General features: G+C 72.1%; 19 protein-coding genes. 9 read left to right on the top strand and 10 right to left on the bottom strand.

From position 1 onward, the window contains the following. Nucleotides 1-70: 70 nt before the first annotated feature. Nucleotides 71-1606 carry a class I adenylate-forming enzyme family protein gene (locus RB614_RS23470; protein WP_308714761.1) on the bottom strand — a complete coding sequence of 512 codons (1536 nt, stop codon included), beginning with the start codon at nucleotides 1604-1606 and terminating at the stop codon, nucleotides 71-73. 186 nt (nucleotides 1607-1792) lie between these two features. Here RB614_RS23470 and RB614_RS23465 point away from each other — a divergent pair, with 186 nt between their 5' ends. Further along, on the top strand, nucleotides 1793-2560 hold the full coding sequence (locus tag RB614_RS23465) for an enoyl-CoA hydratase/isomerase family protein (RefSeq protein WP_308714760.1): 768 nt from the start codon (nucleotides 1793-1795) through the stop codon (nucleotides 2558-2560). 10 nt (nucleotides 2561-2570) lie between these two features. Here RB614_RS23465 and RB614_RS23460 read toward each other — a convergent pair whose 3' ends face one another. From RB614_RS23460 to RB614_RS23450, 3 genes are read right to left on the bottom strand one after another with little or no spacing between them, the layout of a single operon-like run. After that, a complete protein-coding gene (locus RB614_RS23460) occupies nucleotides 2571-3098 on the bottom strand; it encodes a hypothetical protein (protein ID WP_308714759.1) in 528 nt (175 codons plus the stop codon). Further along, on the bottom strand, nucleotides 3095-4246 hold the full coding sequence (locus RB614_RS23455) for a phosphotransferase family protein (protein ID WP_308714758.1): 1152 nt from the start codon (nucleotides 4244-4246) through the stop codon (nucleotides 3095-3097). The genes RB614_RS23460 and RB614_RS23455 overlap by 4 nt, the downstream gene beginning before the upstream one ends. Next, nucleotides 4239-5450, bottom strand: a complete 1212-nt coding sequence (locus RB614_RS23450) for a TetR/AcrR family transcriptional regulator (protein ID WP_308714757.1) — start codon at nucleotides 5448-5450, stop codon at nucleotides 4239-4241. Before RB614_RS23450 ends, RB614_RS23455 begins: the two co-directional genes overlap by 8 nt. A 152-nt stretch (nucleotides 5451-5602) precedes the next feature. On the opposite strand from RB614_RS23450, the gene RB614_RS23445 reads away from it, so the two are divergent. From RB614_RS23445 to RB614_RS23415, 7 genes are all read left to right on the top strand, one after another. Further along, a complete protein-coding gene (locus RB614_RS23445; RefSeq protein WP_308714756.1) occupies nucleotides 5603-6115 on the top strand; it encodes a nuclear transport factor 2 family protein in 513 nt (170 codons plus the stop codon). After that, nucleotides 6112-6969 carry an SDR family NAD(P)-dependent oxidoreductase gene (locus tag RB614_RS23440; protein WP_308714755.1) on the top strand — a complete coding sequence of 286 codons (858 nt, stop codon included), beginning with the start codon at nucleotides 6112-6114 and terminating at the stop codon, nucleotides 6967-6969. The genes RB614_RS23445 and RB614_RS23440 overlap by 4 nt, the downstream gene beginning before the upstream one ends. Before the next feature lie 65 nt (nucleotides 6970-7034). Then, entirely contained in the window at nucleotides 7035-8294 is a 1260-nt protein-coding gene (locus RB614_RS23435) for a beta-ketoacyl-[acyl-carrier-protein] synthase family protein (protein ID WP_308714754.1), read from the top strand. Further along, on the top strand, nucleotides 8291-9103 hold the full coding sequence (locus RB614_RS23430; RefSeq protein WP_308714753.1) for a PaaI family thioesterase: 813 nt from the start codon (nucleotides 8291-8293) through the stop codon (nucleotides 9101-9103). Before RB614_RS23435 ends, RB614_RS23430 begins: the two co-directional genes overlap by 4 nt. 60 nt (nucleotides 9104-9163) lie before the next feature. Then, nucleotides 9164-10837 (top strand): FAD-dependent oxidoreductase, encoded by a 1674-nt coding sequence (locus tag RB614_RS23425; RefSeq protein ID WP_308714752.1) that lies wholly within the window; start codon nucleotides 9164-9166, stop codon nucleotides 10835-10837. A 4-nt stretch (nucleotides 10838-10841) separates the two neighbouring features. Beyond that, complete coding sequence (locus RB614_RS23420) at nucleotides 10842-13088, top strand: molybdopterin-dependent oxidoreductase (protein WP_308714751.1); 2247 nt, start codon at nucleotides 10842-10844, stop codon at nucleotides 13086-13088. 95 nt (nucleotides 13089-13183) lie between these two features. Continuing rightward, nucleotides 13184-14863 (top strand): AMP-binding protein, encoded by a 1680-nt coding sequence (locus tag RB614_RS23415; RefSeq protein WP_308714750.1) that lies wholly within the window; start codon nucleotides 13184-13186, stop codon nucleotides 14861-14863. Nucleotides 14864-14872: 9 nt separating this feature from the next. Here RB614_RS23415 and RB614_RS23410 read toward each other — a convergent pair whose 3' ends face one another. The 6 genes from RB614_RS23410 to RB614_RS23385 form a co-directional block, all read right to left on the bottom strand. Next, entirely contained in the window at nucleotides 14873-15745 is an 873-nt protein-coding gene (locus tag RB614_RS23410) for a PaaX family transcriptional regulator (RefSeq protein ID WP_308714749.1), read from the bottom strand. A gap of 152 nt (nucleotides 15746-15897) precedes the next feature. After that, nucleotides 15898-16734: a sugar phosphate isomerase/epimerase family protein gene (locus RB614_RS23405; protein WP_308714748.1), complete on the bottom strand. Its 837-nt coding sequence runs from the start codon at nucleotides 16732-16734 to the stop codon at nucleotides 15898-15900. Nucleotides 16735-16747: 13 nt separating this feature from the next. After that, a complete protein-coding gene (locus RB614_RS23400; RefSeq protein ID WP_308714747.1) occupies nucleotides 16748-17839 on the bottom strand; it encodes an NAD-dependent epimerase/dehydratase family protein in 1092 nt (363 codons plus the stop codon). Beyond that, nucleotides 17836-19065, bottom strand: a complete 1230-nt coding sequence (locus tag RB614_RS23395; RefSeq protein ID WP_308714746.1) for a cytochrome P450 — start codon at nucleotides 19063-19065, stop codon at nucleotides 17836-17838. The genes RB614_RS23400 and RB614_RS23395 overlap by 4 nt, the downstream gene beginning before the upstream one ends. Nucleotides 19066-19076: 11 nt before the next feature. After that, entirely contained in the window at nucleotides 19077-19538 is a 462-nt protein-coding gene (locus RB614_RS23390) for a nuclear transport factor 2 family protein (RefSeq protein ID WP_308714745.1), read from the bottom strand. A 9-nt stretch (nucleotides 19539-19547) separates the two neighbouring features. Continuing rightward, nucleotides 19548-20123 carry a hypothetical protein gene (locus tag RB614_RS23385; RefSeq protein WP_308714744.1) on the bottom strand — a complete coding sequence of 192 codons (576 nt, stop codon included), beginning with the start codon at nucleotides 20121-20123 and terminating at the stop codon, nucleotides 19548-19550. A gap of 253 nt (nucleotides 20124-20376) precedes the next feature. Between RB614_RS23385 and RB614_RS23380 the strand changes: the two genes are divergently transcribed. Then, entirely contained in the window at nucleotides 20377-20847 is a 471-nt protein-coding gene (locus RB614_RS23380) for a MarR family winged helix-turn-helix transcriptional regulator (RefSeq protein ID WP_308714743.1), read from the top strand. Nucleotides 20848-20859 lie beyond the last annotated feature (12 nt).

The following is a 20859-nucleotide window of genomic DNA, read 5'->3' as shown; positions in this document are numbered from 1 at the left end:
TGTGGCCTTACGCCCGCCACCACCTGACGCCTGGGCCCGGCGCAGCCCGGCAAGGAATCTGATACAGGCCCTAGCTCGGTGGGGAGAGGTTGTCGCGGAGGACGCGCTTGAGGATCTTTCCCGACGGGTTGCGGGGCACGGGACCGAACACGAGCTCGCGCGGCAGCTTGTAGTCGGCGATGAGCTCGGCGCAATGCGCGCGCAGCTCGTCCAGGGTCAGCCGCTGGCCGTCGACGAGGGTGACGCAGGCGACCACCGTCTCCCCGAAGACAGGATCGGGGCGCCCGACCACCGCGCAGTCCGCCACGGCCGGGTGGCTCGCCACGGCGTTTTCGACCTCGACGCAGTAGATGTTGCGGCCGCCGCTGATGATCATGTCCTTGAGGCGGTCGACGATGGTCATGGCGCCGTCGGGGTCGAGCCGGGCCAGGTCGCCGGTGCGCAGCCAGCCGTCGAGGAACGCCTCCTCGGTGGCGGCCGGGTTGCGCCAGTATCCCTTCATCACCGTCTCGCCGGCGAGCAGGACCTCGCCGACCGCACCGGGCTCGACGTCCTTGCCCGCCGGGTCGACGACGCGCACCCGCATCAGCGGGAACGCCCGGTAGCCGGTCACCTCGGGGCGCCGGATCGCCTCCTCCGGGTTGGAGAAGAACCCGCTCGGCCCGGCCTCGGTCGGACCGTAGCAAGAGAAGAGCCGCACGCCGCTGAAGGTCTCCTGCAGCCGCGCGGCCACCTCGGGCGGCATCGGCGCCGCACCGTAGATCGCCGAGCGCCAGGCCGTCAGGTCACGGGGGCGCTTCAGGTGCTCGGCCAGCATCATCTGGTACATCGTGGGGACGCCGAAGAAGATCGTGGTGCGCTCGCGTTCCATCGTGTCGAGGACCGTCGCCGCGTCGAAGTGGGACAGGAGCACGTGGGTGGCGCCGACCAGTACGCCCGGGATCAGCATCATCGTCATCTCCCCCGAGTGGTACAGCGGGGCGACGTGCACCAGTGACGCGCCTTCGGTCATGCCCGTGGTGCCGATGGGGATGGTGACGCCAGTCCACACCAGACGGTGGTGGTCCATGAGCACGCCCTTGGCGAACCCGGTCGTGCCGCTGGTGTAGAGGATCATGGCGTCGTCCTGCTCGGTCACGGTCGACGCGGGCCGCTCCGCGGGGCGCGCGGCCGCCTCGGCGAGGAGGTCGGTGTGCCCTTCGGCGGGGCCGAGGCAGAGCAGGGCCGGCCGGTCCGTCTCGGCGCCGAGCTGCGCGATCGCCGACGTGGCGACCGGGACGAGGGCGGGGTCGACGAGGAGCACGCGGGCGCCGCTGTCGCGCAGGATGTGCGCGACCTCGGGCGGCGCGGACCGCGGGTTGACGGGTACGAAGATCCCGCCGAGCTTGGCGGTCGCGAACAGCGCGTACACGAAGCCGGGCGTGTTGACGCCCATCACGGCGAACCGGTCGCCGGCGCCGAGACCGGCGTCCGCGAGCGCCGCGGCGACCCGGTTGACCGTCGCGTCGAGCTCCGCGTAGGTCTGCCGCAGGTCTCCGAACACCAGCGCGGTCCGCTCGGGCACTCGCTCCGCCGAGCCTTCGAGCGCGCTCGCCAACGTCACCATCGTCGCCTCCCTGCGCCGTGGAGCAGCCTAGTGACGATGAACCATAGCCGCCCTGAGCTAGCGAAACAACGCTGGGATTGACGATTCTGCGGGACTTTTGGTTCGATAGGCTCAGCCAAGTGGTCGTTCACATATTTCCCCGTCCGGCACTGCGCCGGCGGATGCGTTCCGCGACGAAGGGGTCCCATGCCACACTTCACCGAGATCAAGACCTCCGTAGAGAACGGCGTCGGAAGGATCACCTTCGACCGGCTCGACCGGCGTAACGCGCTCAGCCTCGAGCTGTTCGCCGACGTGAGCGACTGCCTCGACGCCTGGCGCGACGACGACGGTGTGGCCTGCGTCGTGCTCACCGGCGGCGAAGACGTCTTCTGCGCCGGCCTCGATCTCGCGTTGCAGTCCGTCTTCGACGACAAGAGCAAGCGCGAGGCGTACTCGAAGGCGTGTATGCGGGCCTACGGCACACTCCTGGACTACCCGAAGCCGACCGTCGCGGCGGTGGCCGGGCCCGCGCTGGGCGGGGGCTGCGACATCGCGGTCTTCTGTGACATCCGGATCGGCGCGACCAACGCCGTCATGGGCTACCCGCAGATCAAGATGGGGCTGACGCCGTACTTCTCGCCGCTGTGGCGCATCGTGGGGCTGAGCCAGGCCAAGCTCCTCACGTTCTCCGGCGACAAGGTGGACGCGGCGGAGGCCCTGCGGATCGGGCTGCTCGACCGCCTGGTCGAGGCCGGCACGGTGGTGCGGGCCGCGACCGCCCTGGCGGAGTCGATCGCCCAGACGTCGACCGAGTCCGCCATGAACAACAAGGAGATGGCCCTGCGGGCGCCGGCAATGGACCCGATCTCGGCGCTGACCTACGAGACGCTGGCGTACCGGGAGATCATCTGGCATCCCGAGGTGGTCGCCCGCGTCGGCGCCGCGTACGACCGGATCCGCTCGGCCCCCTGACGGCGCGCGGTCAGCTGGCCGCTCCGGGTTGAGCCAGCGTCTCGGCGAGGCTCGTCTCGCTCCGCGTGTAGCCGGTGCTGGCGAAGAGCGCGCGCTCGCGGGCGACCTGCCGCACGGCGAGGCGGCGCAGCACCTCGCGGGCGCTGTCCGCCGTCTCTCCGCCCTCCGCGCAGAGCGCCTCGAACAGCCGGGTCACGACCGTCTTGAGCGCGCGGTTGCCCTCGATCAGCGCGGCCAGTGGGATGCTGGCCTCGTCGGCACGCGGCTCGGGGGCGGCCAGCGCGTCGCGGGCCTCGGCCTCGGCACCGGGGCTCACGCCCAGGGCGAGAAGGTCGCCGACCGCGGCCGCGTACTCGTGCCGCTCGACCACCTCGTACCGGTAGGCGTGCGGGTGCGCGGCGCGGACCAGGTCGAGCGCCATGAGGACGAACGACGCCTGCTCGCGCGCGAACTCCGCCTCGGGCGGCAGCATCGGGAAGATCGTCTCGGCGAGACGCTCCCGGATCGCCTCCAGGTGACGGTCGACCGACGGGATCATCGGGCGCCTCCGAAAAGCACTTTGTTGAGGGCGGCGCAGGACATCGCGCCCTTGCCGGCCATCGCCTGGTACATGACGTCGAGCTGGGTCATGCCGGCGGCGGCGTTGCGCAGCCCGGTGGCCAGCAGCGAGACGTTGGACCAGTACATGTTGAACACGAAGTAGTAGTGCAGCCGCTCGGGGTCGACCGGCAGCCCGGAGACCTCCTCGTACGCCGCGACGAACCGCTCGGCGTCCAGCAGCCCGGCCACCAGGGTCACGCCGTCCCGCACGTGCGCGAACGACTTGAACATCGTGTACGCGAGGTCGGCGTGGCGGTCGCCGATCCAGGTCATCTCCCAGTCGATCACGGCGGTGACCACGCCGCGCTCCTCGTCGAAGAGGAAGTTGCCGTTGCGGTAGTCGCCGTGCAGCAGGGACGCGACGTCGACCACCGGACGGTGCTCCCAGAGCCAGTCCCGCGCCAGCGCCATCGAGGGATGCTCCTCCAGCCGGTCCTCGTCCCAGACCCGGTCCCAGAACGCCAGCCGCCAGTCGACGGCGTCGGTGGTGCCGGCCCGCGGCGGCTCGAACTGGTCGAGGCCGGCGCGGCTCCAGTCGAAGGCGTGCAGCAGGGCCTCGTACGAGACGAACTGCGGCGCCAGCCTCGAGCGCAGCGGCTCGGGGTACGTGGTGCCCATGCCGCTGGCCCGGGTCTCCTGCCCGCGCGGCGCCTGCACGCCGGGGCTGAAGTCGGTGACGACCGCGGGTGCGCCCAGGTATCGCGGGTCGTGGGTGAGCCAGCGGGGGCGCGGCACCGGGATCAGCCCGTCGACGGCCCGCATGGCCTGCACCTCACGCCCCAGGTGGGTCACGACCCCGGATCCCGGGACCTTGACCCGCAGCACGTGGCTCTCCTGCGCGCCGTCGCGGTGCAGCGTGAAGGAGTACAGCTCGTTGGTGCCCGCGCCGGAGAGGCGGCGAAGGTCACTCACCCTGGCGTGCGGGCCGTGCTCGTCGCTCATCCACCGCCGCAGCCCCGCCCGGACCACCTCCGGGGCGCGAAACCGCGCGTGTGGCGGCGGTGCGTCGCGCAGGCGGCGCCGCTCGGCCAGCAGTTCGAGCAGCGCGCCCTCCACCCGCCCACGGGCCACGCACGGTTCAGCCATCGCCGTCGACCCCCAGGTGGTGGCAGACGAGCGCGGCCACCCGCGGGTGGATGCGGTCCTGTGCCTTCAGCCGGCGCGACCGGGCCATGTCGTTGACGACGCAGAGCCCGGACGAGACCTGGACGTACGCCCCGGCCGGGGTCAGGTCCGGCCGGGCCCGGACCAGGATGCTGACCCAGTGGTCGAAGAGCGAGCGCTGGGCCGTGAGGAATCGCTGGCGCGGGCCGCTGTCCAGGTGGATCGACTCGTCGGTGAAGACACGGTAGAGGGCGTTGTGGGTCAGCGCCAGGGCGACCTGGTCGACGACGAACTGCCGCAGGATCCGCCGCGGCTCGCCGTGGCGGCGCAGCGCGTGGGTGCGGTTGAGCTCGATCGCCTCGAAGGCACGCTGCGTCAGGCGGGCCAGGATCTGCGACTTGCTGGAGAAGTGGTGGTAGATGCTGGGACCGCTGATGCCCACCGCCGCGCCGATGTCGTCGAGGCTCACCTCGGGATAGCCGCGCTCGGCGAAGAGCTTCGCCGCCGCCGCGAAGATCGCCTTGGCTCGGGCGCCGTCACTGGCGACGCGCGCGATGCCCTCCTGGGACGCGGGCGGCGGCAACGCGGGCAAGGCACCGAACGAGAAGGCGGCGACCCGCGCGCCCGCCTCGGCCAGCGCCCGGGCCAGCGCGGCCCGGGCCTGCCGCTGCGGGTACTGCGACGGCGCCTCCAGCGTCGCCAGCGCGGCATGGGACAGCAGGGCGCCGTCGTCGCGGGACAGGTCGGCCCGCTGCGCCGCGATCAGCGCCCGCATCCGGGCGACGAGGGCGCTGAACACTCCCCTGACCCGGCGGGCGTCGCCGTCGGGCAGGTGCCTGGACTCCCGGCGGACGAGCAGCCACAGGTCGCGCCGCTCCACCGCGACCCGCGACAGCGGCGTCATCAGGGACAGGGCGCCGACGGCGGAACCGGCTCGCGCCTCCTGGAGCGACTCGTCGACCAGGGCCAGGCCCGACTCGATGGCCGCCAGCAGCAGCGCCTGCTTGCCCGGGAAGTGCCGGTAGACCGCGGGTGCGGTCACGCCGACCGCCGCGGCGACGTCGCGAACCGCGACGTTGGCGTAGCCACGCTTCTGGAAGAGCTGGCCGGCGACCTGCGCGATCTGCGCGTCCCGGCGCGGCGTGACATCCCGTCCCTTGGGTATCGCGGGCCCCGCACCACCCACCGTGGCTTCCCCTCGTTCGCTGTGGAATCTAGCGCAGGTTATCAACATACGCCCTATCGACTGTTCACCAAAGGGTCCGGTTGCAGGGTCAGCACGGGAGGCAGCCTTGACACCAGCAGCCTATTCATCGTTCACTGGCGCCGACCCTGCCCATGGAGGGAGCATCGACCGTGATACCCAAGGGCGACACCGTCACCGAGGAGTTCCTGCGCGACTTCTGCCACCGGTGGGCCGCGGCGTGGAACTCGCTCGACATCGATACCGTGATGCGGCTGATGCATCCGGACATCGTCTGGGAAGACCTCGTGTTCTGGCCGCGGCTGATCCACGGGCACGCGGAACTCCGCGAGTACGTCGAGGCCATCTACCGGGTGATGCCGGACGTGCGCTTCGAGGAGGTCCAGACCTTCACCGCGCCGGCCGACGGGCGGGCGCTCTTCCTCTTCCGGCAGACCTGCTCGGCACCGGCCAGCCTCGGCACCGCAAAGACGGCGACCACGTACGGATGCGACATCCTGCTCGCGTTCAAGGACGGGCTGCTCTCCCGCTACCTGGCGCAGTACGACCTGGTGCAGATCATGTCCCAGTTCGACGTGCTGCCCCCGCGGGCGGACCGGATCGGCGGCGCCTACCTGCTCTCCCTCCTGCACGCGGGGTCCCGATGAGCCGGCGGGCCGCCGTCGTCACCGGGTCCTCGCGGGGACTTGGACGGAGCTTCGCGATGGCTCTGGCCGCCGACGGGTTCGCCGTGGTGGTCAACGGCACGGACGCCGAGGCGGCGGCGGAGACCGTACGGCTGATCCGGGACGCGGGAGGCACGGCGGTGTGCCAGGTGGGTTCGCTGGTCGACGCGGACTTCTGCGAGCGGCTCGTCGACACCTGCGTGGACTCGTTCGACCGTATCGACCTGCTGGTCAACAACGCCGGCCTCACCCGGGACCGGTCGGTGGTGAAGATGACGGCACCGGAGTGGGACGAGGTGCTCGCGGTTCACCTGCGAGGCACCTGGGCCTGCAGCGCGGCCGCCGCCCGCGCGATGCGTGGCAGCGGGGGGCACATCCTCAGCGTCACGTCCGGTGCCGGGCTGTTCGGCATGTTCGGCCAGGCCAACTACGCGGCGGCGAAGGCCGGCATCGTGGGGCTCAACCGCGTGCTGGAGATGGAGCTGGGTCGGTTCGGCATCCGCTGCAACGTGCTCTACCCGGTCGCCCGCACCCGGATGACCGCGGTCTTCGCCGACGCGGCCACCGCCGTGGGTCACGAGTCCACCTTTCCGCCGCCGGAGATGGTGGCCCCGGTCGTGAGCTACCTGGCCAGTCCGGCCGCCAGCCACCTGCACGGGCAGGTCGTCTCGTTCGACGGGAGGCGGCTGTCGGTCTGGTCGCACCCGGCACCGGCCGCGACCTGGACGCGCGATCTCGGGGCCTGGCGGCGGGAGGACTTCGCCGCGGCCCTGACGGCGGACGTGATGCAGCCGACCCATCCCGACTCCTGGGGGCGCGGCGTCATCGCCGGCTGACACTAGACACTGGCTCGTCGCTCAGCCTAATCTGTGTCCAACATCAGCCTCACCGGGGAGCGGATATGAGCCTTGACGTGGCGATCACCGGGATCGGCGTGGTGTCCGCGCTGGGTCACGCACCACGAGACCTGTTCGACCGCCTGGTGGCGGGCGACTCCGCTCTCCAGGAGACACCGTGGACGCGGGGCGACCCCGAGCGCTTCGAGTACTGGGCCCCCATCGCGGACTTCGTTCCACCGTCCTGGATGGACGCGCGAAAGCTCGAGGGCATCGACCCCTTCGCCCGGCACGCGGGCGCGGCGGTGACCTCGGCGCTGGCCGACTCCGGCCTCACCGCGCTCGACGACCGGCGCACCGCCGTCGTGGTCGGTACGTCGAAGAACGGCACCCAGACGATGGAGCGGGTCCAGTACGACGTGGACCGGCTCGGCCGCGCGGCCGCCGATCCGAAGATGATGATCAAGGTATGGCCCAACATGGCCGCCGCCCAGATCGCCATGCGGTGGAAGCTGCACGGGCCGTGCCTGACGATCACGACGGCCTGCGCGTCGTCGTTGGACGCGATCGGTCTCGGCGCCCGGCTGGTCGCCTCCGGGCAGGTGGACGTCGCGCTGGTGGGCGGCACCGAGGGCGGGCTCGCCTACGGCGTCGACGGCGAGTTCGTGCCGGCCAGCGGCTACGCCCGCTACAGCTACGGGATGGGCTCGGCGCGGGTGACCGACCACCGCAAGGCCTGCCAGCCGTTCGACGTCCACCGGGCCGGCATGGTGATGGGCGAGGGATCGGGCATGTTCGTGCTGGAGAGCGCCGCGCACGCGCGCGCCCGGGGCGCCCGGGTCCACGCCTGGATCCAGGGCTGGGGCACCGCGTCCGAGGCGTACCACCCGTCGACCCCCGACCCCTCCGGCGAGTGGGAGCGGCTGGCGATGTCCCTCGCCATCGAGGAGGCGCGGATTGCCCCGGGCGACGTCGACGTGCTCGTCGCGCACGCCACCGGCACCCCCAAGGGAGACGTCGCCGAGATCCGCGCCGTCAACGACCTGTTCGGCGCGCACGCCCCGGAACTGTCGGTGACCTCCCCGAAGGGCACCCTCGGGCACCCGGCCGGCGGGGCGGGCGCCATCGGCCTCGCCATCCTGCTGGAGGGCTTCCGGCGCGGGCAGGTGGCCCCGACGGGCGCCACCACCGACCCCGAGCCGGAGATCCGCTTCGACCTCGTGCTGGGCGAGCCGCGCAAGCGGTCGATGGAGTGGATGCAGGTCAACGCGTTCGGCTTCGGCGGCCAGAACGCCTCCCTGGTCGTCAGCGCGGGCCAGCGTTGACCGCCAGCGACACACCCGCCCGCGAGCAGGTGCTCATCGCGAGCAACGCGGCGGAGAACGCCTTCGGCACGCGGGTGACCGCGCTCGGGGACGGCCGGTGTCACGCCACGACGGTGGTGCCGCCGGCCAGCGACAGCTCGGGCTGGCTGGGGCCGCTCGCCGACGTGCTCCTGGCGCGCGCGGCGATGAGCCTCGACGGTGCCCCCATGGGCTGCCGCACCATCGACCTGCGGATCGACTTCCTCACCGCGGCGGACCCACCCGCCGGCAGCGTCGTCGGCCGGGGCGTCCTGCGCGACCTCGACGGCGGCTTCGCGCTCTGCGACGCCATCATCGAGGCGCCGGACGGCCGCCCGGTCGCCCGCTGCGTGGGACGGCTGCGGCTGGTGCCGGCCCACCCCGACCAGATCCGCATGTACACGGTCGAGGCGGGCAACCACCGCACCACGCGCTCCCTGCCCGATCTCTTCGGCCTGGCGTGGCGCGAGCGTACCGGCGCCGGCGGGCTGCTGGAGGTCGCCGGTGACCCGGATGTCGGCAACCCGTTCGGTGTGATGCACGGCGGGGCCCAGCATTCGCTGCTGGTGGTGGCCGCCGAGGAGTTCTGCCGGCCCGAGCCCGACCGGTGGCGCCCGCTGGACGCGACTCTGGCCTACCTGGCGCCGATGCCGGCCTGTGGGCCGGGCCTGACGGTCCTGGTCGCCGTCGACGGCCGGACCCGCAACCTGCTGCGGCTCCGGGTCGAGTTCAGGGCACCGCTCGGGCGTACCGCCTCGGGCCTGGTCACGATGCGGCGCGTCGACGACTAACACTGGACATAGAAATAGCGCTCCGACGAGCGAATGGCGCGCCACCGGGGAGGACCCGAGGTGACCCACGTGATCACGCAGTCCTGCTGCGACGACGCGGCGTGCACGGCGGTGTGCCCGGTCGACTGCATCCAGCCGGCGCCGGGCACGCCCGGGTTCGCCGCGGCCGAGATGCTCTACATCGACCCGGCTACCTGCATCGACTGCGGGTGCTGCGTTCCGGAGTGCCCGGTCGACGCGATCCGCCCGGACCTGGACCTCCCGCCGTCGCTGCACCACTTCGCGGAGCTGAACGCGGCCTACTTCGAGGGCCGGCGCCCCGGCCCGGTGCCACCGCGGTCGGTGCTCCCGCCGAGCCTCGCCCTCGACCGGCGGCTGCGGATCGCGGTGGTCGGCGCCGGACCCGCCGGGCTCTACGCGGCGCTCGACCTGCTGGAGACCGGCGGTTCCGGGGCGGCGGTGGACGTCTACGACCGCCTCCCGACCCCCGGCGGGCTCATCCGGTACGGCGTCGCACCGGACCACCCGTCGACCAAGCTGGCCGCCGAGGCGTTCGCCGCCCACGCCGGCCGTCCGCACCTGCGGTTCCGGTTCGGCGTCGAGGTGGGGTCCGACCTCACCCCCGCGGAGCTCGGCCGGGCCTACGACGCGGTGGTGTACGCGGTCGGCGCCGCCGGGGCCCGGACGATCGGGATCCCCGGCGAGGACCTGCCCGGCAGCCTCGCCGCCGCGGAGTTCGTCGCCTGGTACAACGGCCACCCGGACGCCGGCGCCCGCGAGATCGACCTGTCCGGCCCGCGGGCGGTCGTCATCGGCAACGGCAACGTCGCCCTCGACGTCGCCCGCCTCCTGGTCTCCGACCCCGCGCTGCTGGCCGGGACCGACATGGCCCAGCACGCGGTCGAGGCGCTGAGCCGGAGCGGGATCCGCGAGGTCCTGGTGGTCGGCCGCCGCGGCCCACTCCAGGCCGCGTTCACGACGGCCGAGCTGACCGCCCTCGAACGCCTGCCCGGCGTGGACGTGGTGGCGGAGCGGGAGGGGCTCGACCTCACCCCGGCGGAGGAGCGCACGCTGGCCGCCGACCCGATCCTGCGCGCCCGGTACGCCGCGCTCCGCCGGCTGGCCACCGGATCCCCGGGCGGACCCGCGCGCCCGCGGATCCGGCTGCGCTTCCTCGCCCGCCCGGAACGCATCCTCGGCTCGACCGCGGTGACCGGCGTACGGCTGCGCCGGCAGGTGAAACGGGACGTGGATGGCGCGGTGACGTTCCGGCCCGCCGGCGCGGCGCAGACGGTCGGCGCCGGGCTGGTCCTCACCTCGGTGGGCTACCTCACCGTCCCGCTGCCCGGCCTGCCGTACGACGGCGACCGCGGCGTGGTACGCAACGCCGACGGCCGGATCGTCGACGAGGACGGCCGGCCGGTGCCCGGGGCGTACGTGGTCGGCTGGGCCAAACGCGGCCCCAACGGCGTGATCGGCACCAACAAGCACTGCGCGTCGGCGACGGTCCAGCACCTGCGGTCCGACGCGTCCGCCGGCCGGCTCGCGCCGCCCGTCGAGCCTCCACAGTGGCTGGACGCCCTGCTGGCCGAGCGCTGTCGACGCCTCACCGACTGGGCGGGCTGGACCCGCCTCGACCGGCACGAGCGGGCGGCCGGGCAGGCCGTGGCGCGGCCGCGCGTCAAGGTGACCTCCCTCCCGGACATGTGGCGGATCACCGGCCGGGAGGGGTGAGGCGATGACGGCGCGAACGGCGATCCGCACCTGTCCGCTGTGCGAGGCGACCTGCGGGCTCGTGCTCACCCTGTACGGCGACCGCGTGCTGCGCACCGCGGGCGACGAGCGGGACGTGTTCAGCGAGGGCTTCATGTGCCCGAAGGGCGCCACGCTGGGCGAGCTGCACCACGATCCGGACTGGCACCGGCGCCCGCTGATCCGCCACCGGGGCCGGCTGGTGGAGGCGAGCTGGGACGAGGCGTTCGAGCTGGCCGGCCGCCTGGTCCGCACGGTGGTCGAGCAGAGCGGTCCGGCCGCCATGGCGGCCTACTTCGGAAACCCGATCTCGCACAACCTCGGCGGGCTGCTCTACGCCCCTACCTACCTCAAGGCGCTCGGGTCACCTCGGCTCTTCACCGCCTCGTCGCTGGACCAGCGCCCGAAGGACCTCGTCAACGCCCTGCTGTACGGCGACCGCTTCACGCTGGCGGTGCCCGACCTGGACCGCACGGACTTCCTGGTCGTCGTCGGCGCCAACCCGGTGGAGTCGAACGGCAGCCTGGCCACGGCACCTGGCTGGCCGCGGCGGCTGCGCGCCATCCGGGAGCGCGGCGGCCGGCTGGTCGTGGTCGACCCGGTACGCACAAGGACCGCCGAGCTGGCCGACGAGCACATCCGCCCGCGGGTCGCCTCGGACGCGGCCCTGCTCGCGTCGATGGTCAACGTGCTCTTCGACGAGGGACTCGTCCGGCTCGGGCGGCTCGGCGAGTTCGTCACGGGCGTCGAGAGCGTGGGCCGGGCGCTGGTCGACCTCACGCCCGAGCGCGTGGCGGACTTCACCGGCGTACCGGCGCGGTCGGTCCGGGATCTGACCCGGCGGTTCGCCGCCGCGGAGAGGGCGTGCGTCTACGGCCGCATCGGCACGACGGCGACCGAGTTCGGCACGCTGACCTCCTGGCTGGTCGACCTGCTCAACATCCTCACCGGCAACCTTGACCGGGCCGGTGGCGCGATGTTTCCGTTGCCGGCCTGCGGATCGGTCAATACGCGAGGGCGGCCCCGGTTCGGGCCACCCCCGCGCCTGGGCCGGTTCTCCAGCCGGGTACGCGGGCTGCCCGAGCGCTTCGGCGAGCTGCCCACCTCGTGCCTGGCCGAGGAGATCGACACGCCGGGCGACGGGCGCCTCAGAGGGCTGCTGCTGGTCAGCGGCAATCCCGTCGTGTCCGCGCCCAACTCGGCGCGGACCGCGCGGGCACTCGCCTCGCTCGACGCCCTGGTGGCCGTGGACCCGTACGTGAACGACTCGACCCGGTTCGCGCACGTCGTCCTCCCCCCGCCCGGTCCGCTGCAGCGCTCCCACTACGACGTGCACTTCTCGACGTGGGCGGTCCGGAACGTCGCGAACTACAGTCCCGCCGTCCTCGACCTCGACCCCGGTCAGCCGCAGGAATGGCAGATCATGTGCCGGCTGGCCGCCGCCTTCGAAGGTCGGGGAGCGTCCGAGGCCGACATCGACCGCCGCCACGCCGAGTCGACGGCACGCGCGGCGGTCTCCGACGCCCATTCGCCGGTCAGCGGCCGTACCGTCGAGGAGCTGATGGCCGCGGTCGCTCCGCGCGTGGGGCCCGAGCGCCTGCTCGACCTGATGATCCGGTCCGGCCCGTACGGCGACGGGTTCGGCCGCCGGCCGGGCGGTCTGACCCTCGCCGTCCTGGAGGACCGGCCGCACGGCGTCGACCTGGGCCCGCTGCGGCCGCGGCTCCCGGAGGTCCTGCGCACCACGACCGGCACGGTCGTACTGGATCCCCCGCTCGTCGTCGACGACCTGCCCCGGCTGCGCGCCGCGGTCACATCCGGTCCGCCCGGCGGCCTGGTGCTGGTGGGGCGCCGGCACGTGCGCTCCAACAACTCGTGGATGGGCAACGTGCCCTCGTTGATGACCGGCCGGCCGCGCTCGACGCTGTGGCTCAACCCGGCCGACGCCGAGCGTCTCGGGGTCGGCACCGGCGACCTGGTGGCGGTGGCCACCCGGGTGTCCACGGTGCACGCCCCGGCGGAGGTGACCGAGCGGGTGCCGGCCGGGGTCGTCTCGCTGCCGCACGGCTGGCTGCACGAGCCCGACGGCGTCCAGCTGGTCACGGCGCGGGCCCGGCCGGGCGTGAACAGCAACCGCCTCGCCGACGAGCTGGTACTGGACGTGCCGTCCGGCAACGCGGTGCTCAACGGCATACCGGTGCGGGTCACCGCCCTGCCAGCGGATGAACATTAACAACCGATCAACCCGTTGACACTTATGTGAACGAAAAATAGTGTACGTGAAATCACGTCGCTCCAAATTTGTGTCGACTGACAGAGGGAGCTCCGATGAGCCAGGCGACGACAACCCCGATACCGGAGGACTGGCGACGAGTGGTCGACCCCGAGGACGCCGCCCACTTCCGTGCGGAAGGCTGGTGGCGCGACGTAACGGGGCTCGACGAGCTGCTGCGCGCCGTCCAGCGGCATCCGCACAAGGCGGCCGTGGTCTGCTACCGCAAAGGCGACCCGCTGCCGACGGTGGTCACGTACGGGCAGCTCGGCACGATGATCGACCGGTTCGCCGGAGCGTTCGTCAAACTGGGCGTCGAGCCGGGCGACGTCGTCACGATCCAGCTCCCCAACACGTGGGAGTTTCCGGCCCTCGTCTTCGGCGCGATGCGCGCCGGCGCCGTCCCCAACCCGGTGCCGCACATCTACCGCGAGCGCGAGCTCTCCTTCATGCTCCGGCACGCCCGGTCGAAGGTCTACATCGTACAGTCGGAGTTCCGCAGGTTCTCCTACCGCGACCTCGGGCTCCGGCTCAAGCCGTCGCTGCCCCACCTGGAGCACCTGGTCACCATCGGCGGGCCGGCGACCGGCGACAGCATCGACTTCACCGACTTCTTCCTCCGCCCCCTGCACGAGCACGACGACGGCCTGCGGCAGGAATTGGAGACGCGCCGTCCCGGGCCGGACGACCCCGCGTTCCTGATGTTCACGTCGGGGACCACGGGCCAGCCCAAGGCGGCGCTGCACTCGCACAACACGGCGTGGTCGGCCGGGCGGCCGCTGCCCGAGGCGCTGCGGCTCGCCGCCGACGACGTCTGCTTCATGGCGTCGACCGTCGGCCACCTCACCGGCTTCTTCTGGGGGACGTACCTGCCGCTGTCCACCGGGCAGAAGGTCGTCTACCAGGACGAGTGGGATCCCCGCGGCCTGGTCGACATCATCGACCGGGAAGGCATCACCTGGACGCTGTCGGCGACGCCGTTCGCGATGGACATGATCGAGGCGCAGAAGGCGCAGCCGCGGCCGCTGTCCTCCTTCCGCGCCTTCGCCTGCGGTGGCGCGCCCATCCCCCCGTCCGCCGCGACCGCGATGCAGGAGCACCTCGGCGTCGACCTGGTGTCGCTGTGGGGCATGACCGAGGTGGGCATCTGCAGCATCCACGAGCTCGGGTCACCGCTGGAGACGCTGGCCGCCAGCGACGGCATGCAGGTGCCGTTCATGGGGCTCCGGATCGTCGACGACGACCTCCGGCCCGTCCCCGACGGGACCGAGGGCCGGCTCCAGGCGCGCGGCCCGAGCATCATCCTGGGCTACCGGGACCAGGCCGAGCTGACGACGGACGCCCAGACGCCCGACGGGTGGTTCGAGACGGGCGACCTCGGAAAGCGGATGCCGGACGGCGGGATCCGCATCACCGGCCGGAGCAAGGACATCATCGTCCGCGGCGGCCAGAACGTGCCGGTGGTCGAGATCGAAAACCTGCTCGCCCAGCACGGCAAGGTCCGGGACGTGGCGGTGGTCGCCTACCCCGACGAGCGGCTGGGCGAGCGCGGCTGCGCCGTCGTCGTGCCCGAGGGCGCGCCGCCCACGCTGCGGGAGCTCACCCAGCATCTGGAAGCCGCGGGCATGGCCAAGCAGTTCTGGCCGGAGCGGCTCGAGATCCGCCAGTCCATGCCCCGGACGCCGTCCGGAAAGATCCAGAAGTACATCCTGCGCGGGGAGGTCGCCCGGCCATGACCGCGCCGGTCACTCCTGTGCGTCGAGGTGCTCCCAGTACGCGGCGGAGCGCGCCCCCCACGCGCCGTGGCGCTCCCGAAACAGCCTGACCGCCTCGTACCCCGGCCAGCCGGCGGGCAGGAAGCGCCGTGGCAGGTCGGGATCAAGGTACGGGAAGCGGCGCCAGTCCTGCACCATCAGGACCCGCGACCGGAAGCACTCGGCGTCGGTGTGCGGATGGGTCGCCGCGTAGGTCTCGACGAACGCGCGGTAGTCGTCGGCGAGGGCGTCGAGGTCCCAGGCCGTCTCGACGATGCCGGTCTCACTGCCCAGCGGTCCCAGCGTGCCCACGAACGAGTGGGCCTGCTCCTCCAGGCCCAGGTCCCGCACGATCTGCGCGATCTCGTCCGCGCGCTCCCAGTGCGTCGTGAGCCACTGGCCAGGCACCGGAGACCCCATGCCGGCCCAGGCGAGCCGGTTTTGCAGGTGGTGGCGGAGCTTGCGCTGGGTCTCCGGCACCGACACCGACAGCAGCAGCCAGGTGCCGTCCCAGGTGGTCCGGCGGGCGTCCCAGTTGTACGTGCGCTCGTGCCCGGACGACATGACGCGGGCGCCCTTGGCGGTGATCGTCCAGTGCACCCGGCGGCCGACCCGGCCGGGCTCGGTGATCCCCGACTCCGCGGTCCGCTGCAGGGCCTTACGCGCCGCGTTCGGCTCGATGCCGAGCTCGGCGAGGGCCCGCAGGAGCGTCGACGACCAGGCCGGTTTGCGGGTGGGCCAGACGAACTCGCCGAGCACCACCAGCAGCAGCGCCCGCGCGCTGGACGGACGGGTGCCGCTCAGCGGTGCGGTCGTGCGCGCCGCGCCGGCCGGAACGCCTCCCGCCTCCGCAACCTGTGCCACGCCCTTCCCCCTCGGTCGTCGTCGAGAGGACCAGCCTAGTGGCCACGCCGGCCCGCCTCCCGGATCACACCGGCGACCGGGGAGTGGGAGACCACGAGCGCCGGCGACAGCCCGCCACGGTACGGGTCCGCCGGGGCGCCTGAGGTCCGGGATCAGCGGCGCAGCAGGTCCGGCAGCCCGGCGAGCGCGGCCCGCGCGGCATCCGCCGAGGGGAGCCGGTCCAGCGCGGTGGAGTAGACCTCGACCGAGATCGGCCTCGGGTCGCCCGGCGGGCGTACCACGTCGAGGAACCGCCTCAGGTCGAACTCTCCCTGGCCCGGGCACCGCCGTCGCGATACGGCCTCCAGCCGGACGTTGCCGGTCTCCGCGACCACCGGTCCGTCGTTGACCTGGACCATCGTGAACGACTCCGATCCGGCCTTGGCCAACTCGTGCCAATCGGCGTTGCCCCGGAAGAAGTGCCACGAGTCCACGCACAGGCCACCGTTGGGCCGGCCTGCCGCCGAGACGATCGTGGCGGCGGTCGCCACGTCCGGGATGTTCGTGTAGGGCACGAACTCCAGCGCGATCGACAGGCCGTGCGGCGCGGCGCGGTCACACAGCGCGGCGAAGGCGCGCACCGCGCGCTCCCCCGGCGGTTCGGTGTCGAACGTGCCGACGGCCTGCGCGTGCGGCACCCCGAACTCGTCGGCCAGGCGCAGCACGACCGCCTCGACCTCCGGGTCGGCGTAGACCAGACCCGGGCGCTCGGGGACGTTGGCCGGCCCGGGTTCGGCGCAGAACCCGAAGATCACCTCGACCTCGCCGATGCTGATCCCGAAGTCGTCGAGGACCCGCCGCATCTCGGCGTGGGTCCAGCCCTGCTCCCGCAGGTGCCGGTAGTAGGGGACCGACAGGCCGATCGCGTCGTAACCCGCGGCCGCCGCCGCGGCCACCCGGTCCGGGAACGACGCCGGCCGCACCGTCCCCCAGGCGAGCACCGTACTCACGACTCGTCCTCCGTCATGACAGCCGGGGAAGGATCCGCCGGCGCTGAAGCTCGCGGATGGCGTGGCGGAAGGTCAGCTCGGTGTCCCGGACCTGCGTGAAGCCGGCCCGCTTCACCTTGACGGTGCTCACCAGGGCCGGCGGCGGTGCCTCGGTCAGCCCGTACCCGAAGGTGTAGTCCGCGTAGAAGTGCGACTGTCCCAGGACCGCGGCGAGATCGGGCTCGCGGAGCTGATGGGCGGCGGCCACCTTGGCCCACGCCTCGGCGTGGGCCGGCAGGAAGTCCGCGAGCCGGCGGGCGACCGGTTCGGCGGCCGCGACGCCGAGCTCCTCGGCGAGCACCGGCCAGAGCTCCAGCCAGGAGAAGACCTCGCCGTTGGTCAGGTTGAAGTGCTCGCCGTGCGCCGCCTCGGCCGTCGCGGCCCAGAGCAGCGCGTCGGCGACCAGGCGGACGTCCGCGACCTGCTTGGGGGTGCTGAGGGGCAGGCCGGGAAAGCCGAACGGCTGGCCGGTCTCGTGGCAGACGGCGGCCAGCGCGCCGATCACCGGCGGGGTGCAGTAACCCACGCCGTACGCCGGGCCGACGACCTGCACCGGCCGCAGGATCGTCCACCGGAAACCGGCGCTGCCGGCGACCTCCCGCAGCAGGTCCTCCTGGTGCCAGTAGAAGTTTTCGTGCGGGTCCCGCGGGTGGCGCTCGCGCGCGGGCAGCGGGATCGGGTGCAGGTGCGCGCCGTACGCCTTCGTGCCCTGCATGATGGTCACCTGCTCGAGGTGGCCCGCCGCCGCCAGCGGTCGCAGGACGTTGTCGAGCATCGCCCGGTTGGCCGCCATCTGTTCTGGGTCGGACCAGCCGGCGACCAGCCCCGGCTTCTCGTACACGGAGGTGTAGGCGAGGTGGGTGATGCCGGGCAGGTCGCGCAGCGCGGCGGCGACCGCCCTTTCGTCCCGGAGGTCGACCGGCACGCCGGCGTACCGCTCGCCGGCGTGCCCGGAGGCCCCGCGGGACATCCCGACGACCGGCCAGCCGGCGGCGAGGAACGCGTCCACCGCCGCGCGCCCGATCAGACCGGTGCCGCCGGTGACGAGCACGCGCCGGTCCGTCATACGACCACGCGCATCTCGGCGGGAGCCCGCATCTTCAGCCCTTGGTGGCGCGGGGTGAACCCGTCGGCGAGCCGGAGGTTGGGGAACCGGTCGAGGATCGCGTGGAGACCGATCTGGAGCTCGGAGCGGGCCAGCATGGCGCCCAGGCAGAAGTGCCGGCCGAAGCCGAACGCGAAGTGCTCCCCGCGGGCGGTGAAGGCGTCGGCGTGGGACAGGTCGGTGCGGTGGAAGTCGTACGACTCGGCGTCGGCGAAGCGCGACTCGTCGCGGTTGGCGGAGGCGATCACCAGGAACACCAGCGCCTCCGCCGGGAGCGTGCCCCCTTCCAGCTCCACGCTTTCCGCCAGCACCCGCCCGTTCATCTGCGACGGAGGGGTCAGGCGCAGCGTCTCGCTGATCGCCGGGATCACGAGGTCGCGGTTCGCGGCGACCTCCTCGTAGCGCTGCCGCCGCGTCAGCAGATGGCCGAAGAGACTGCCGAAGGTCTTGTCGGTGGTCTCCGAGCCGGCGTTGAGCAGTTGCGTGACGTGCGTCTTGATCTCGTCGTCGTCGAGCGTGTGCCCGTCGACCTCCGCCGTCGCCAGGGCCGAGATCAGGTCGGTCCCGGGATTCGCGCGCCGCTCGGCGATGATCGGCGTGAGGTACTGCCGCAGTTCCCGCGCGGCCGCGACGCCGCGCTTGTGCACGTTCGGGTCCCGCGCCAGGTTGGACAGGAAGGCGATCATGGCGGTGTACCAGTCCCAGAACCGCCGGTAGTCGGTCTTGGGCAGCGCGAGCATGTCGGCGATGACGAAGACCGGCAGCAGGTGGGCGAAGCGCTCCAGGATGTCGAACTCCTCGCCCGGCCGGATCGGCTCCAGCAGCAGGTCCACCACGCGTTCCACGGTGCCGTCGAGGATCTCGGCGACGTTGCGGTGGATGGTGCCGGACCACGCCGAGAGGCCCGCGCCACGGAAGTGCGGGCTCACCAGTGCCCGCTTTCTGGCGTGCTCCGTGCCGTCGAGCTGCAGCAGGCTCCGCCCGAACACCGGCTCGAGCTGCCACTCGTAGTTTCGCGTGGTGAAGGCGGGATGCCGGTACGCCGTCGAGACCGCGGCATGCCGGGTCAGCAGGTACGCGCCGGCGCTCTCGTCGTAGTGCAGGGGTGCCTCGTGGCGCAGCCGGCGGTAGAACGCGTACGGGTCGCGCGCCACCTCCTCGGAGAGCAGCGCGGGCAGTGACGTCATCGTCGCCATGGCTAGAACGGCTCGAGGAGCTTGATGTCCTGGCCGTCGCTGACGAACCACCGGGTCACCAGCCGCTTCGCGAAACGCCAGGTCCCGTCGCGGCGCTCGTACTGGTCGTCGTACGTGGCCGACACCAGGCTGACCCGCCCGTCGTGGTGCTCGCAGATGGCGAACGCGTCGCTGCGCCCGGTCGCCCGGTCGGGATCGTCGAACGTGACCGTGTGGTTGGTCGTCCAGTGCTTGGTCGACGCCCACGCGCGGCCGATGACGTCCTGGGACTCGCGGATCCGGTCGATGCCGACGAAGTCACCGCGGCCACCGGGGATGAGGTAGGAGGCGTCCTCGTGCCACAGGCGGAGGAACAGCTCCACGTTCGCGTGGTCCACGCCTTCGCAGTAGCCCGCGACGAGAGCGGCGATGGCCGTACGGCTCTCCACCTCGTCGAGCCGAGCCTCGATCGATCGCTGCGTCATGCCGGCTCCTCACCTGGTCCGGAACTTGGCCGGGTAGTTCTCCGGGAGGTCCTCTTCGCCGATCGGGATGACCTGGTGGTTCATCACGTAGCGGTCCTCGCCCTTGGCCTTGCCGTCCTCGTCGAACTCCCAGAAGACGACCGTGCGGCCGGCGAGCACGTAGTGGGAGGACTGCGGCGAGGAGTCGTCGACGTAGCCCATCTTGCGCGCGACCTGAGCGGTCAGGATCTGCCGGTAGGTGCCTTCGGTCACGATCTCGTAGTCGGAGACGACCACGCGGGTCTTCTTCGACTCGATCACGTACGAGCCGTTGTTGACCATCTCCGTGTAGTTGGCCAGGACGGCGTCCAGCCCTTTGGGTCCGGTGTCCTCCGTGGTGCCGGCGATGACGCCGTACTCGTGGTAGTGCGGGTCTTGGTTGAGCGTGGGCAGCACCATGTCCAGGTCCGCCAGCACCTCGCCCTTCGAGTGATGCACCACGGTCTCCAGGTGCTGCCGCTGCAACGGCGTACGGGCCTTGTGCATGTGCTGCTCGAAGCTGGTGTAGGTGAGTTCCGGCTTGAGGTCTTTGACGAGGTCGTTCATTGCCGTCCCCTCCTCCTGAGCGGCCCGCCCTTGTGCGGCGACCCAATATATAACCATGTAAAGTAATCCTCGACTAGAGCCTTGGCAACCACTTCGATCATGCGATCCGCCGGCATTCGTGGTCTGGACCGGACGGCCGCGTCGAACGCACGACTAGCTAACTAGGTAAAATATTGCTCACTGCCTCACACGTTCGCCCATCGGCGTGCGACCGTGTTCGGCAACAGGTCAGAGCGTCGGGAGTCCGATCACCATGACAGTTACCCGGTCCACCAACGGTGGACGTCGCACCGCCCGGCGGATCCGCCACGAGGACCTGGTCCGGCTCCGGATGACGCTGGGCCGGCTCGGCCGCGTGCTGCGCCAGCAGACCGACGACGGGTTGTCCTACGCCTTGATCTCGTTGATGTTCGCGATCCACCGCATGCAGCCGGCGTCCGCCGGCGACCTGGCCACCAGCGAAGGGGTGAGCCCGCCGTCGGTCACCCGCAGCCTCAACCGGTTGGTCGAGCTCGGGCTGGTCGCCCGCGAGGCGGATCCCCTCGACCGGCGTAACGCCGTCATCTCGCTGACCCCGGCCGGGGAGCAGGAGCGGCAGCGGATCCTGCGCAGCCGCGAGGTGTGGCTGTCCGACCATCTCGCGCGGCTCACCGACGAGCAGCTCCACGCCCTGCTCGGCGTGCTGCCCGTGCTCGAGCTGCTCTGCGACCCGGAGTTGCCCTGAGCCGGGCCGCCG

Source organism: Phytohabitans maris (assembly GCF_031085175.1).
In the GTDB taxonomy this organism is placed as follows: domain Bacteria; phylum Actinomycetota; class Actinomycetes; order Mycobacteriales; family Micromonosporaceae; genus Phytohabitans; species Phytohabitans maris.
This window is presented reverse-complemented; position numbering and strand designations above follow the sequence as displayed.

Bases quoted from the DNA above. Each gene is read 5' to 3' on its own strand.
- RB614_RS23400 (WP_308714747.1), bottom strand. From the start codon at position 17,839: ATGACGGACCGGCGCGTGCTCGTCACCGGCGGCACCGGTCTGATCGGG.
- RB614_RS23420 (WP_308714751.1), top strand. From the start codon at position 10,842: ATGACGGCGCGAACGGCGATCCGCACCTGTCCGCTGTGCGAGGCGACC.
- RB614_RS23380 (WP_308714743.1), top strand. From the start codon at position 20,377: ATGACAGTTACCCGGTCCACCAACGGTGGACGTCGCACCGCCCGGCGG.
- RB614_RS23455 (WP_308714758.1), bottom strand. From the start codon at position 4,246: ATGGCTGAACCGTGCGTGGCCCGTGGGCGGGTGGAGGGCGCGCTGCTC.
- RB614_RS23390 (WP_308714745.1), bottom strand. From the start codon at position 19,538: ATGACGCAGCGATCGATCGAGGCTCGGCTCGACGAGGTGGAGAGCCGT.
- RB614_RS23395 (WP_308714746.1), bottom strand. From the start codon at position 19,065: ATGACGTCACTGCCCGCGCTGCTCTCCGAGGAGGTGGCGCGCGACCCG.
- RB614_RS23445 (WP_308714756.1), top strand. From the start codon at position 5,603: ATGGAGGGAGCATCGACCGTGATACCCAAGGGCGACACCGTCACCGAG.
- RB614_RS23460 (WP_308714759.1), bottom strand. From the start codon at position 3,098: ATGATCCCGTCGGTCGACCGTCACCTGGAGGCGATCCGGGAGCGTCTC.
- RB614_RS23470 (WP_308714761.1), bottom strand. From the start codon at position 1,606: ATGGTGACGTTGGCGAGCGCGCTCGAAGGCTCGGCGGAGCGAGTGCCC.
- RB614_RS23415 (WP_308714750.1), top strand. From the start codon at position 13,184: ATGAGCCAGGCGACGACAACCCCGATACCGGAGGACTGGCGACGAGTG.
- RB614_RS23465 (WP_308714760.1), top strand. From the start codon at position 1,793: ATGCCACACTTCACCGAGATCAAGACCTCCGTAGAGAACGGCGTCGGA.
- RB614_RS23440 (WP_308714755.1), top strand. From the start codon at position 6,112: ATGAGCCGGCGGGCCGCCGTCGTCACCGGGTCCTCGCGGGGACTTGGA.
- RB614_RS23385 (WP_308714744.1), bottom strand. From the start codon at position 20,123: ATGAACGACCTCGTCAAAGACCTCAAGCCGGAACTCACCTACACCAGC.
- RB614_RS23435 (WP_308714754.1), top strand. From the start codon at position 7,035: ATGAGCCTTGACGTGGCGATCACCGGGATCGGCGTGGTGTCCGCGCTG.